Origin of the sequence: Tsukamurella pseudospumae (assembly GCF_001575195.1) — a bacterium.
Taxonomy (GTDB): Bacteria; Actinomycetota; Actinomycetes; order Mycobacteriales; family Mycobacteriaceae; genus Tsukamurella; species Tsukamurella pseudospumae.
Map to the genome: position 1 here is coordinate 45,231 of NZ_LSRF01000055.1, position 13,206 is coordinate 58,436.

The 13,206-nt window shown below is 73.6% G+C and carries 11 protein-coding genes; 4 read left to right on the top strand and 7 right to left on the bottom strand.

What is annotated here, in order from left to right; translation table 11 throughout:
• Window positions 1–46 precede the first annotated feature (46 nt).
• A complete protein-coding gene (gene nudC, locus AXK60_RS14070) occupies window positions 47–949 on the bottom strand; it encodes an NAD(+) diphosphatase (RefSeq protein WP_082778039.1) in 903 nt (300 codons plus the stop codon).
• Between the two features lie 14 nt (window positions 950–963).
• Between nudC and AXK60_RS14075 the strand changes: the two genes are divergently transcribed.
• Window positions 964–1,758, top strand: a complete 795-nt coding sequence (locus AXK60_RS14075; protein ID WP_068571770.1) for a sulfurtransferase — start codon at window positions 964–966, stop codon at window positions 1,756–1,758.
• A gap of 1 nt (window position 1,759) precedes the next feature.
• Here the strand turns inward: AXK60_RS14075 and AXK60_RS14080 are convergent, their stop codons facing one another.
• Window positions 1,760–2,863, bottom strand: a complete 1,104-nt coding sequence (locus tag AXK60_RS14080) for a potassium channel family protein (RefSeq protein ID WP_068571772.1) — start codon at window positions 2,861–2,863, stop codon at window positions 1,760–1,762.
• A 95-nt stretch (window positions 2,864–2,958) separates the two neighbouring features.
• Between AXK60_RS14080 and AXK60_RS14085 the strand changes: the two genes are divergently transcribed.
• Entirely contained in the window at window positions 2,959–3,366 is a 408-nt protein-coding gene (locus AXK60_RS14085) for a DoxX family protein (protein WP_139057972.1), read from the top strand.
• 3 nt (window positions 3,367–3,369) lie between these two features.
• Here the strand turns inward: AXK60_RS14085 and AXK60_RS14090 are convergent, their stop codons facing one another.
• Window positions 3,370–6,687: an ATP-dependent DNA helicase gene (locus AXK60_RS14090; RefSeq protein WP_068571774.1), complete on the bottom strand. Its 3,318-nt coding sequence runs from the start codon at window positions 6,685–6,687 to the stop codon at window positions 3,370–3,372.
• Window positions 6,680–10,006: an ATP-dependent helicase gene (locus tag AXK60_RS14095; RefSeq protein WP_068571776.1), complete on the bottom strand. Its 3,327-nt coding sequence runs from the start codon at window positions 10,004–10,006 to the stop codon at window positions 6,680–6,682. Before AXK60_RS14095 ends, AXK60_RS14090 begins: the two co-directional genes overlap by 8 nt.
• A 77-nt stretch (window positions 10,007–10,083) precedes the next feature.
• On the opposite strand from AXK60_RS14095, the gene AXK60_RS14100 reads away from it, so the two are divergent.
• Complete coding sequence (locus tag AXK60_RS14100) at window positions 10,084–10,851, top strand: alpha/beta fold hydrolase (protein ID WP_068571892.1); 768 nt, start codon at window positions 10,084–10,086, stop codon at window positions 10,849–10,851.
• A 5-nt stretch (window positions 10,852–10,856) separates the two neighbouring features.
• Window positions 10,857–11,147 (top strand): MGMT family protein, encoded by a 291-nt coding sequence (locus tag AXK60_RS14105; protein ID WP_068571778.1) that lies wholly within the window; start codon window positions 10,857–10,859, stop codon window positions 11,145–11,147.
• Between the two features lie 4 nt (window positions 11,148–11,151).
• Here AXK60_RS14105 and AXK60_RS14110 read toward each other — a convergent pair whose 3' ends face one another.
• From AXK60_RS14110 to AXK60_RS14120, 3 genes are read right to left on the bottom strand one after another with little or no spacing between them, the layout of a single operon-like run.
• Window positions 11,152–11,844, bottom strand: a complete 693-nt coding sequence (locus AXK60_RS14110) for a sirohydrochlorin chelatase (protein WP_425315223.1) — start codon at window positions 11,842–11,844, stop codon at window positions 11,152–11,154.
• Window positions 11,841–12,695: a TIGR02569 family protein gene (locus AXK60_RS14115; protein ID WP_068571780.1), complete on the bottom strand. Its 855-nt coding sequence runs from the start codon at window positions 12,693–12,695 to the stop codon at window positions 11,841–11,843. The genes AXK60_RS14110 and AXK60_RS14115 overlap by 4 nt, the downstream gene beginning before the upstream one ends.
• Window positions 12,696–12,731: 36 nt before the next feature.
• Complete coding sequence (locus AXK60_RS14120; protein ID WP_068571782.1) at window positions 12,732–13,172, bottom strand: nitroreductase/quinone reductase family protein; 441 nt, start codon at window positions 13,170–13,172, stop codon at window positions 12,732–12,734.
• Window positions 13,173–13,206 lie beyond the last annotated feature (34 nt).

Below are 13,206 nucleotides of genomic sequence, written 5' to 3' on the forward strand. Positions count from 1 at the left end.
TTCGCGCGGAAGCCCTCGTCCCGCGGGTGGAGATCCGGGTGGAGACCTACTGCGCCGCCCACGCCTCGGTGATCGCGCGGGCGATAGAGATGGAGTTAGGCAGCAGGAGCGGCGCATCGGGGGCGTCGGTACTCCAGTCCCCCGCGGCCAGCGCCTCCCGGACCTGCAGCCGGCTGAACCACTGCGCCTCGGCGATCTCGCCGTCACGGAAGTCGAGCTCCGCGTCCCGCGAGGCGCGGGCCGTGAAGCCCAGCATCAGCGACCGCGGGAAGGGCCAGGGCTGGCTCGCGACATAGGTGATCTCGTCGACCGCGATCCCCGCCTCCTCGTGCAGCTCGCGCGCGACGCACTGCTCCAGCGACTCCCCCGGCTCCACGAACCCCGCGAACAACGAGAACAGCCGCTCGGGCCACTGGTGCTGCCTGCCGAGTAGGACGTGGTCGCCGCCGTCGTGGACCAGCGTGATCATGGCGCCGTCGGTGCGCGGGAACTCCTCGCGCCCGTCGGCGGTGGTGCGCACCCAGCCCGCCTTCCCGGGGACGGTCGGCGCACCGTCGACCGGCGAGAACCCGGCGGTGGCATGCCAATTGAGGATGCCGAGGGCCTCGCCGAGCAGTGCGGAGTCGACCGGGGACAGCAGGTGGCCGCGCATCCGGAGGTCGGCACCGTCGAACTTCTCGACGCGCAGCGCGAAGACGGGCGCACCGTCGACCCGGCCCAGCAGCACCGCGTCCGCCGGGCGCGACGACGCGACCTCGTGCCCGCGGGCGAACACCAACGCCGTGCCGTCGAGGTCGAAGCGGCCGCGCGGGTCGATGCGCAACACCTTCGCGGTCGCCCAGGCGGCGTCGAGCGCGGATTCGTCGGCGCGCAGGTCGTCGGCGCGGTCGACGTGGAAACGCGACAGGAGCGGGGGCACGGTCAGACTGAGCTTCGCCACACTCATCATCGTAGGCTGACGGCATGATCGAACCGTTCGTGGACGCCGCCTGGGTGCGGGCCAATCCCGGCGTGATCCTCGCCGACACCCGGTGCTACCTCGACGGGCGCTCCACCCGCGAGGCCTACGACGCCGGACACCTGCCCGGGGCGGTGTACGTCGACCTCGACGGCTACCTCGCCGCGCCGGCGTCCCCGGAGGCGGGCCGGCACCCGTTGCCCACGCCGGAGGCCTTCGCCGCCGGGCTCTCCGCGGCGGGCATCGGCGACGGCGCGACCGTCGTGGCCTACGACGACGCCGGCGGCGTCATGGCGGCGCGACTCGTCTGGTTGCTCCGGTCGCTCGGCGAGGACGCCGCCCTGCTCGACGGTCCGCTCGGCCCCCTCGACGACACCGGCACCGTCGTGCCCTCGCCCGCGACCTTCACGCCCAGGCCCTGGCCGGCGGACCGTCTGGCGACGATCGACGAGGCCTCGGCGGGCGCCGTCCCCGTCATCGACGCGCGCCCCGCGGACCGGTTCCGCGGCGAGAACGAGACCGTCGACCCGCGCGCCGGGCACATCCCCGGGGCCGTCAGCGTGCCGTGCCGGGACAACGTGGTCGACGGTGCGCTGCTCCCCGTCCCGGAGCTCCGGGACCGGTTCGAGGCGGCCGGCCTGCGGCCGGGCGAGGACTTCGTCGCCTACTGCGGCTCCGGCGTCTCCGCGTGCCACAACCTGCTCACCGCCGAACACGCCGGCTTCGACGGCGGCCGCCTGTACCCCGGTAGCTGGTCGCAGTACGCGGGCACCGACAGGCCGGCGGCGACGGGCGCGTAACTCAGTTCGGGACCTTGGCGTCCGCGTTGCGGACGAACAACAGACGGTCGCCGGCCTCGACCACGGCGACGGCGGGTGAGTCGACGCGGTAGAGGTGGCCCTTACGGACCACGCCCAACACGATGTTCGGCAGGTGCCGCGGCGAGCGGCCCACCTCGACGCGGGTCACCTCGCGCTCGGCGATGTTGAAGCCGTCGCCGGGCGAGAGCAGGTCCTCGATCATCTCCACCACCGACGGGGTGGTGGTCGCCATGCCCAGCAGGCGACCGGCCGTCTCCGAGGAGACGACCACCGAGTCGGCGCCGGACTGGCGCAGCAGGTGCGTGTTCTCGGACTCGCGGATCGACGCGACGATCTTGGCGCGCGGCGCGAGCTCGCGGGCGGTCAGCGTGACCATCACCGCGGCGTCGTCGCGGTTGGCGCCGATGATGATCGACGCGGCGCGGGGCGCGCCGGCGAGCCGCAGCACGTCGGCCTTCGTGGCGTCGCCGCGGACCGTGACGAGCCCGTCGATCTCGGCGAGCTCGAGAGCGGCCTGGTCGGTGTCGACGACGACGATCTTGCCCGGCTCCATGCCGTCGTTGATCATCGCGCTCACCGCGGTCCGGCCCTTCGTGCCGTAGCCCACGACGATCGTGTGGTTGTGCACAGCAGACCTCCAGCGTTGGATCTTGAACGCCTGGCGGGACCGCTCCGTGAGCACCTGGAGCGTGGTTCCGACCAAGACGATGAGGAAGAGGATGCGCAACGGGGTGATCAACAGGACGTTGACCAGGCGCGCTCCCTGGGTGACCGGCGTGATGTCGCCGTAGCCGGTGGTCGAGAGGGAGACCGTCGCGTAGTAGAGGCAGTCGAGGAAGCTCAGCCGGTTCGTGTCGGTGTACTTGCCCTCGATCGCGGAGTCGCGGTACCCGTCGCGCTCGAGGTACACCACGATCACGGCGACGAAGAGCGCGGCGAGCGCCACCAGAATGCGGACGCCGATGGCGCGCCACGGATTCGTCGAGTCCCCGGCGGGGATGCGCAGGACACTGACCAACGCGTGGTCGGGGAGGTCCGTCAACTCGGATCTACTCCGGCGACGGAACTTACTGCGTGCAGTCATACCTGTCCTGGACGATCCTTCGCACGAACGCTGGGCACTACCTGTCCGGTCTAGCACGTCCCCGGAGCCGACGTGCAATCTGCCACAATCTTCAGATGGTGTCCACAGACCGCCCCGCCCGCCGCACCGACAAGGCCGCGAAGGGCATGGCCCTCTCCCTGGCGGGGATGGGTGTCGCGCATTTCGTCGCCCCGAAGCCCTTCGACTCGATCGTCCCGCCGAACCTGCCCTTCGGGCTCACGCCCCGCCGAGCCACGAGGCTCTCCGGTGTCGCGGAGCTGACCACCGCGGCGCTGCTGGCGTCCCCGACGACGCGCCGGCTCGGCGGCGTGGCGGCCACCGCCCTGTTCGCGGCGGTCTTCCCGGCCAACGTGTACATGGCGCAGCAGTGGTCGGACAAGCCGCTGCCGCTACGGTTGGGCGCCTACGCCCGGCTCCCCCTCCAGCTCCCGATGGTCGTCACGGCCGTCAGGATCGCCCGCGACACCGGCGAGACCGCCTGACCCTCAGCGCTCACCAGCGCTCGTGATCAGGTCCGCGAGACCGGCGTGGTCCAACAGGTCCGACGGTGCCACCGTCTCCCCGGAGCGCACGTAGAAGAACGCCGCCCGCACGTCGTCGACGGGCACGTCCCGCAGCCGCGCCCAGGCCAGACGGTACGCCGCGAGCTGCACGGCGGCCGCCCGCTCGTCGGCGGGCTCGGTGGGCCGGACGCCCGTCTTCCAGTCGACGACCGTGAACCCGCCGCCCGGATCGCGGAAGACCGCGTCCATCCGTCCGCGGACGACGGTGCCGGCTGCGGCGATCTCGAAGGGCACCTCGATGTCGACGGGGGTGCGCGCCGCCCACTCGCTCTCCTCGAACCTGCGCTGCAGCAGGGCGAGGTTCTCGTCCGCGCCCGCGTCACCGTCGGCGGCGCCGGGCAGCTCGTCGAGATCGAGCAGCCGCGACGCCCCGTACCGGCGCTCGAGCCACGCGTGGAACGCGGTGCCGCGGCGCGCGTACGGATTCGGCTTGAAGGGCACCGGGCGCCGCAGCCGGCTCGCGAACGTGGCGGGACTGCGCCGCAGTTCGACGAGCTGGCTCACCGACACCTCGCGCGGCACCGCGACCTCGAGCTCCGCCTCCGCCTGCCGCACCCGCTCGGCGAGGAGCGCGGTCACCTCGGCGGCCCAGCCGTACGGATCGTCCTCGTCGAGTCCGGAACCGTCGGCATCGGGCTCGGCGGACACCTGCGCGAGCGCCGCCAGGACGCGCTCGGCCCCGGCGTCGATGGCCGGACGGTGCGCCGCCAGGAAGTCGCGCGGCCACGGCGCCTGCACGGGTTCCGCCTCGAGCGGGTTGGGCGCGTCCTCGAGCGGCTCGCCGGCCCACTCCTGCACCGCGTCGGGGGCGTGATCGCGGGCCGCGACGAGGAACCGTGACGGCGCCTTCGGCGTCTTGACGTCCTCACTCCAGTAGTGGCCGGAGAGCAGGAGCACGGACTGGGTGCGCGTGACGGCGACGTAGAACAGCCGCTCGTCCTCGTGCATGTTCATGCCCTTGAGCGCCTTGCGATGCGCGTCCAGCGCGTCCTCGAGATCCTTGCGGTTGTTGCAGTCGGCGAGGTCCAGGCGCGGCACGCCGTCGGTCTCCCCCGGTTCCGCGACGTCGCCGCGCAGCGTCGGCTGCAACTCGGCGGCACTGGAGAGCCAGGTGGGCATCGCGCGACCCGACGGGAAGATGCCCTCCGACAGGTGCGGCACCGCGACGACGTCCCACTCCAGGCCCTTCGCCGAGTGCACCGTGAGCACCTGGACGCGGTCGGTGGCGACCTCCACATCGCCCGGCGTCAGGCCGCCCTCGACCCGTTCCGCGGCGGCGAGGAAGCCGAGCAGGCCCGGCAGCGTCGCGGTCGGGCGCTCGGCGTAGGAGACGACCACGTCGGCGAAGGCGTCGAGGTGCTCGCGCCCGGTGGCGCGGCCGCCGAGCTGGCGAGCGGCGCGGATCCGGGTCTCGATGCTCACGCCCAGCACCCGCTCGGCCTCCGCGACGACCTCCGGCAGCGGGTGGCCCAGCCGCTCGCGGACGTGCCGGACCTCCCGGTCGAGCGAGCGGATCTTCGCCAGCCCCGCGGGCGAGTAGTTGGCGTCGGGGCCCGGGTCTGCGATCGCGTCGCCGAGACCGGCCGCGTCGAGGGACTCGGACGGCAGCGTCGCGTCCAGGGCGGCGTCGAGCTGCTCAGCGCTGGACACCGCGCCGGTCGCGGCGCGACCCGTGGTGTGCGCGATCCGCCGCGCGCGGTCCCACAGCGCGCGCAGGTCGGCGGCACCGAGCTGCCAGCGCGGCCCCGTGAGCAACCGCATGGCCGCCGTGCCCGCCAGCGGTTCGACCGCGAGTCGCAGCAGCGCGACGACGTCCTGCACCTCCGGGGTGTGCAGCAGCCCCCCGAGGCCCACCACCTCGACGGGAACGCCCCGCTCGCCGAGTGCGGCTGCGAGCCCGGCGGAGTCGGCGTTGCGGCGGACGAGCACGGCCACCGTCGGCGGCTCCTCCCCCGCCTCGATGCGGCCGCGCCACTGCTCCGCGATCGCGTCGGCGACCCAGTCCCGCTCGTCGATCACCGTGGGGTGCAGGGCGATCCGCAGGTCGCCGGGCGGCGCGTCGGGCCTGGCCCTGAGCTCGGAGACCGGGACGCCGCGGCTGCGCAGGTCCTCGGAGACCGCGTTCGCGAGATCGAGCGCGCTCGTCGGGTTGCGCCAGCTGGTGAGCAACTCGCGGCGCGGTGCGGGAGATCCGTCGCCCTGCGGGAAGTCGGTCGCGAACCGGGGCAGGTTGGCCGCGGAGGCACCGCGCCAGCCGTAGATCGACTGGATCGGGTCACCCACCGCCGTGACCGCGGCGGCGCCGGCCGCGCCGCCGAACAGCGACGCGAGCAGCATGCGCTGCGCGTGCCCGGTGTCCTGGTACTCGTCGAGCAGCACGGACCCGAACCGCGCGCGTTCCAACCCCGCGACATCGGGATTCGCCAGCGCGAGCTGCGCCGCGAGCCCCATCTGGCTGCCGAAGTCGAGCACCTCCCGTGCCCGCATCTCGGCCGCGACGCCCCGCACCAGCGGGATGAGTCGCCGCCGCTGCTCCTGGATCTCCGCCGCCTTGAGCAGCGCCGCGTTCGGCGCGGCCTTCTGCCGCGGGCCGGGCGGGAGCAGCCCGATGAGCCGCTCCAACTCGTCGTCGTCGGCCTCCAGCTGATCGGGCGTGACGAGGTGATCGGCCAGCGCCCCGGACAGGCCCAGCACCGCCTCCGTGAGGTTCGTCGGATTCTTGTCGACCTCGAGCGCGCCGTCCCACCCGGTGACCACGTCGTACGCGATCTGCCACCGCTCGGTCTCCGAGACGAGCCGCACCGACGGCTCGACCGGCAGCAGCATGCCGTAGTCGCCGAGCAGCCTGCCCGCGTAGGCGTGGTACGTGCTGATCTCGGGTTCGACGGTGCGCAGCGACGCCCGGAGCTCACCCGACGGGTCGATGCGGTCGACCACGCCCGCGCCCGCGAGCCGGGCGAGCCGCTTGCGCACCCGGATCATCAACTGCTGCGCGGCCTTCCGCGTGAAGGTCAGGCCGAGCACTTGGTCGGGTGTGACATAGCGGTTGGCGATCAGCCACACGACCCGGCCGGCCATCGTCTCCGTCTTGCCCGCCCCGGCGCCCGCGACCACCAGGCACGGACCGAGCGTCGCCTCGATGACCGCGCGCTGCTCCTCGGTGGGCGCGAACGCCTGGCCCAGCTCGTGCGCCAGGTCCACCGCCGAGATCAACGGCGCGTGCGGGAATCCCTCAGTCATCGGTGACCGCCCTTCCCTTGTCCACCACCGGGCAGCACGACGCCACCGCGCAGTACTGGCACGAGGCGTTCAGCGTGGCCGGGAACACCGGGCCCCGGGTGCGGCGCGCCGCCTCCCGGATCACGCCGAGCCATTCGTCCACGTCCTCGGGGGCCAGTGCGTCCTGCTCACGGACGGTGGCCCCGGTCTTGTTGTGCGACTTCGCGACGTACACCAGCTTGCCGCCGCCCGGCGTCTCCGGCACGCCACCGATACCGCCGTGTGCGAGCGCCACCTGATAGGTGCGCAGCTGGGCCTGCGCCTGCCCCTCGGCCTGCGTCGGCAGGGTGCGGCCGGTCTTCACGTCGACCACCACGGCCCGCCCGAGGGCGTCGCGCTCCAGCCGGTCGATCCGGCCGCGGATGCGGACATCGGGGTCGTCGCCGCCCGCCGCGGCGTCTCCGGGTATGACCGCGTCGACGCCGATCTCCACCCCCGCCTCGGTGAGCTCGCCGCGGCTCCCGGCCAACCACGCGCGGAAGGACTCCAGCATCGCCTCGGTGCGCGCCAGCTCCCGCTGTGCGAACCAGTCGGCCTCGAGATCCACTCGGTCCCAGACCTTCTCCAGCGAGCGGGTGACCTCGTCCTTCGGGATCCGCCCGGCGACCGCCTGCACCAGGGTGTGCACCAGGTTGCCGGTGGCCTGCTTGGCCGAGTCCCCATCGCTCCCGCCGAACCGTTCGAGCATCCACCGCAGCGCGCACGCCGACAGCGCCTCCACGTTCGACGGGGACAGCGCCACCGGCCCGTCGTCGGGCTGCCACAGCGGATCGTCGGTGCTCGCGCCGGCGAGGCCGTACCAGCTGTCGGGGTGGGCGCCGGCCACCCGGTCCGCCGCGAGGCGCGCCAGCTGCCGGGCGGCGTGCTCGCGCTCGGCCTCGCCGCGCTCGGGGTCGCAGGCCGCGGTGCGCAGGACCGCGACCAGGGTGCGCAGGTCCAGGGAGGCCGACGGTGCGCTCTCCACCGCCGGGGTGTACGTCTCCGGATCCTCGTCGCCCGACGGTGCGATGCCCTGCAGGAACCGCGAGGGCACCAGGTCACCCTCGCCGTCCGCGGTGTCGACAGCCGTGATGAGCAGGACGCGCCGCGCCCGCGAGCACGCCACCAGCAGCAGGCGACGCTCCTCCGCGAGCATCGGCAGCGACCGGGAGACCGTGGGCAGAGCGGACGGATCCATGCCGTCGAGCGCGTCCAGCAGTTCGTCCGTGCCGAGCAGCCCGCCGCGGCGGCGCAGGTTGGGCCAACGCCCCTCCTGCACCCCGGCCACGGCGACCACGTCCCACTCGCGGCCCACTGCGCTGTGCGCGGACAGCAGCGTCACGCCCGGGACGGTGGCCTGACCGCTGCGGCCGCGCGCGCGTTCGGACCGCGGGATCTGCAGCTGCTCCAGGTATTCGACGAACGCGGCGACCGACGCTGTGGGCAGCGTGTCGGTGAAGTCGGCCGCCGAATCGAACAGGCCCATCACCGCGTCGAGGTCCCGATCGGCCTGGTCGCCGAGGGTGCCGCCGCGAAGGGCGAGCGCGCCCCACCGGGCCGCCAGACCGGTGGCGGCCCACGCGGCCCAGAGCACCTCCTCGACGGTGCCGTGCTCGGCGGCCGCGCGGGCGGCGCGGACAGCGGCGAGCACCCGCTCGACCGGCTCGGCCTCGAGTTCGGTCAGCACCGCACGGTAGGGGGCGAACTCGGACGACTCGGTGAGCACCGCGGTGAGGATCTCGGCCGAGCCGCGCTCCTCGGCGGGATCGGCCCGGCGCACCGCGCGGCGCACCCGCCGCAGCGTGAGCGGATCCCCGCCGCCCACGGGGCCGGAGAGCAGAGTGACCGCCTCGGCGGGGTCGATCCCCTCGGGGGTGACGGCCGCGCGCAGCACGAGCAACAGCGCGTGCACGGCGCGCTGCCGCGCCAGCGGCACATCGTCGGCCGGGACGGTGACGGGAACGCCGGCATAGGCGAGTGCGCGCCGCAGGGGCGCGACCGACGCCGACACCGAGCGCACGACGATGGCCATGTCCTCCCAGGGGACGCCGCCGAGCACGTGCTCGCGCCGCAACATCGCGGCGATGGCGTCGGCCTCCTTCGCCGGAGTGGAGAACAGTCGCACCGCGGCCGATCCCGGCCGCGGCCGTTCGGGCGCGACGGCCCCGAAACGGTGCGGCAGCCGGGCCGAGACCCGGTTCACCGCGGCCGCCACCTCCTCCCCGAACCGGAAGCTGCGTTCGAGCAACACGTCCCGCTCGGGCGGAACCTCCATGTTCTGCAGGAACCGCGTGCTGGCGCCCCGGAACGAGTTCACCGCCTGGTCCGGATCCCCCGCGATCACCGTGAGCTCCGTTCCCGTGCCCAGCAGCCGGATCAGCGCTGAGGCCAGCGGGTCGAGGTTCTGCACATCGTCGACCAGCAGGAAGCGGATGCGCTCGCGCTGCTGCGCGAGCAGCGCATCGTCGGTGGCCAGGGCCGTGACCGCAGCGTCGATGAGCTCCGCCGCGTCGACTGCAGGTGCCACCGCCTGCGGCCCGGCGAGCCCGACGGAGCCGCGCAACAGCGTGGTCTCCTGGTACTCGCGCAGCGCGTTCGCCGCCGCGAGCCATTCCCCGCGGTTGTAGCGGCGCGCGAGGTCCTCGATCTCGTCCGGCCCCGCGCCCCGCTGCGCGGCCTGCGCGAACAGGTCGCGCAGCGCGCCCGCGAAGCCGTTCGTGACGAGCGCCGGCCGCAGCCGCTCGGGCCAGAAGGCGCCACCGTCGTCGAGGTTGCCGCGCAGCAGTTCCCGCACCACTGCGTCCTGCTCCGACCCCGTGATCAGCCGCGGCGGCGGGCTACCGGTACTGGAGGCCTGCAGGCGGAGCACCGCGAAGGCCAGCGAGTGCACCGTGCGCACCAGCGGCTCCCCGGAGGCGTGCACCCCCTCGCTCCCGGCGAGCACGCGCGCGGAGAGCTCGCTGCGCAGCGCCCCGGCGGAGCGCTTGTTCCCGGCGAGGACCAGCACGGACTCGGGATCGACGAACGGATCGGTGAGCTTGGCGACGGCGATGTCGATCAACGCGGCGGTCTTGCCCGTGCCCGGGCCCCCGCGGATCCGGTACGGCGCCCACCCGCCCATGTCCAGCGGCAGCGCGCCCGACGCCGGAGCGGCGAGCTCGGCGATCGGCCCCACCCATTCGCGGACCGGAGGCGGCTCGGGGGCCGTGTACTGCAGCCGCAGGCGCGGCCGACGGTGCCTGCCCGCACCGTCGCCCCGGGAACCGTCCCCGCGGGAACCACCCGTTCCGCCGCCGACCATCGCGCACCCCCTTCCGCTCGCGTCCGTCGATCACATCACAGGCCACCGACATGTCCGCGGCAGGGCAGAATCGGGGCATGCTCAACACCCACGTCTACGGCCCCGACTCCCCCGACGCCACCACGGTGCTCGCGATCCACGGCGTCACCGGCCACGGCGCCCGGTGGCGGCGGTTCGCCGACGACGAGCTGCCCGGCGTCCGCGTGCTCGCCCCGGACCTGCGCGGGCACGCCCGGTCCACGTGGGCCCCGCCGTGGCACTTCGAACAGCACGTCGCCGACCTCGTCGGCGTGCTGGAGCGCCACGCCGTGACGGCCGCGAGCCCCGCCGTGGTGATCGGGCACTCGCTGGGCGGCGCGCTGGCCTGCCGGCTCGCGACGGCGCGCCCGGACCTGGTGCGCGCGCTGCTCCTGCTCGATCCGGCGCAGCAGCTGGACCCGCGGATGTGCGAGACGATCGCCGGGCAGAGCATCGAGTTCTTCGACTTCACCTCGCCCGAGGAGGCCGAGCAGGACAAGACGTCCGGCGCCTGGGAACGGGTGCCGGCGGCGGTCATGGACGACGAGATCGCCGAGCACCTGGTGCGCCGCGACTCCGGCCGCTGGGAGTGGGACATCGGCCTGCCCGCGATGGTCGCGCTGTGGGGCGAGCTGGCTCGACCGGCCGTCGGCGCACCGTCGGACGTCCCGACGGTTCTGCTGCGCGCCGAGCGCGCCCAGTACGTCAACGACGCGCAGCTCGCGGCGCTGCCGCACGCGGAGGTGGTGACGGTGCCGTCGGATCACATGGTGGCGCAGGAGGTCCCGCACCTGGCCGGCGAGTACGCCCGACGGCTGATCGGCTGACGCCCGTGGCGAAGGTGACCGAGGAGCAGGTGGAGGCGGTACGGGCGCTGATCGCGGCGATCCCGCCGGGCAGGGTGCGCACCTACGGCGACATCGCCGACGAGCTGGACTTGAGCTCGCCGCGGATCGTGGGCTGGGTGATGCGGACCGACGCGTCCGACCTGCCGTGGCACCGCGTGGTCCCCGCGAGCGGGCGTCCCGCGGAACACATCCGCACCCGGCAACTGGAGAACCTCCGCGCGGAGGGTGTGCTCGCCGACGGCGACCGGATCCCGTTGCGCCGCTATCGCGTCTGAGTCGCTACCGGGTCCGATCGAGCTCGGCGGTCCCGGCCGCGAACCGCGTCACCAGCAGGTCGATCACCTCGGGCGCGAGCCCCAGCGGCGCCGCGACCGCATCGGCACCCGCCTCCGCGAGCCGGGCGTGGAACAGTCCGTCGGCCAGTTGGTACGCGGCGATCACGATGCGGTGGCCGGGCGTGCGGATCCGGGCGACGACATCGGCCACCGTCGGCACGCCCGCCGCGAGGAAGCCGACGGGCACGTCCTGTCCCAGCCGCGCGGCGAGGTGACCGGCCATGGTCCGGACGTCGTCGCGGGCGTGGGGGTCGGAAGATCCGGTCGCTCCGAGCACGACCGCGTCGCCGGGCCGCAGCCCCGCACCGTCGAGCCTGCGGACCAGCGCGCCCACGAGAGCCGGATCCGGACCGAGCGGCGCGGTGACGACAGCGCGGGGATGGCCGCTGCGCGCGACGTGCCCGGGCACGTCGGTGTGCACGTGGTAGCCGGCGGCGAGGAAGGCCGGCACGAGCACCGTCGGGATGTCGGACTCGCGCAGCAGGTCCGACGGTGACGGCCCCAGCACGTCGACGAAGGCGACGTCGAGCGGGCCGGTCCGGGCGGCGACGGCGTCCGCGAGCTGGCGGACCATCGCAACGCCGTGTGCCGAGCGCGTGCCGTGGGCGACGAGGATCCGCCGGACGGGCTCGGTCAGAGGAGCCACCGGCCGATCTCGGCGATGTGCTCGAGCCCGGGCAGCGCGTCGGCCTCCGAGCGCGGATGCAGGGCGTGCACCGCGAGCCGGAAGATGAGGGCCCGCAACACCATCTGCGGCCACTCGGGCAGGTCGTTCCAGCGCATGAGCAGGCCGTCGTCGGCCCCGCCCCAGGAGAGCCCGTCGACGGCGACGACCGCGGACGCCCAGGCCGCGGGGCGCCAATAGGGCGTGAAATCGGTGATGCCCGGTGCAGCGGCGCCGGCGAACAGCACCGAGCTCGCGAGGTCGCCGTGCACCAGTTGGGGCTTCGACTCGACCGGGGTGCGCAGCGCGGCGAGCTCGCCGACGAGCTCGACGGCGCGGGCGCGGTGCTCCACGGTCTCGTCGAGTGCGCCGAGCTTGCGCGCCATCGACAGCGGTTTGTCGTCCCATGCGGCGCGGTCGGCGAAACCGAAGTAGTCGACGTCGGTGTACGGGGCCACCGCGGGCGCCGCGAGGAACCGGGGACGCTCGAGCTTCTCCGTCACCTCGTGCAGCCGGTTCGCCATCGAGATGATCTCGTCGTACCGCGGTTCGGGCGATCCCGCGATGAACGTGTCTGCGCGCCACGAGGACACGACGTACCGGCCGTCGGTGGCGCGGAACGGACGCGCCAGGCGCATGCCCTCGACGTAGATGTCCTCGCGGACTTTCGCCGACCACGCCGCGCGGGCGTGGTCGGCGATCAGCGAGAGCACGACCTCGCCGCAGCGCCAGCCGCCGTCCCACTCCGCCCCCAGGGCGATGGGTTCGGTCTCGTCCAGTCCGAAGGTGGAGAGGACGTGCGCGGGGGGTTCGACGGGGCTCACGATAGTGAATCTACCCGCGCGCGGCTGTCGAGGTGGCTAGGCGCGGCCCGGTTCGACGAGGACGATGGGGATCAACCTGTCGGTCTTCTCCTGGTACTCGGCGTACGGCGGGTACGCGGCGACGCCACGGGCCCACCACTCCTCGCGCTCGGCGCCGTGGATCTCGCGCACCGTCCCGGTCATCACAGCGGTACCGTCCTGAACCTCGACTTCGTCATTGCTCAGCAGTGCCGAGTACCAGACGGGGTTGTCGGGGGCGCCGCCCTTCGACGCGAACGCCGCGTAGACGCCGTCGTGCTCGACGCGCATGAGCGGGCGCCGGTAGAGCTTGCCGGACTTGGGGCCGCGGTAGGTGAAGATCACCACCGCCATCCCTGCGACCGACACCGAGGCGGTGGTCCCGGTCTCGTCGATCTTCGCCAGCTGGTCCGCAACCCAGCCGGCCTTCTCCGTTGCGTAATCACCTTCGAGGGCCATGTCCCCACCCTAGAACGATCTTCGGGACAATGGA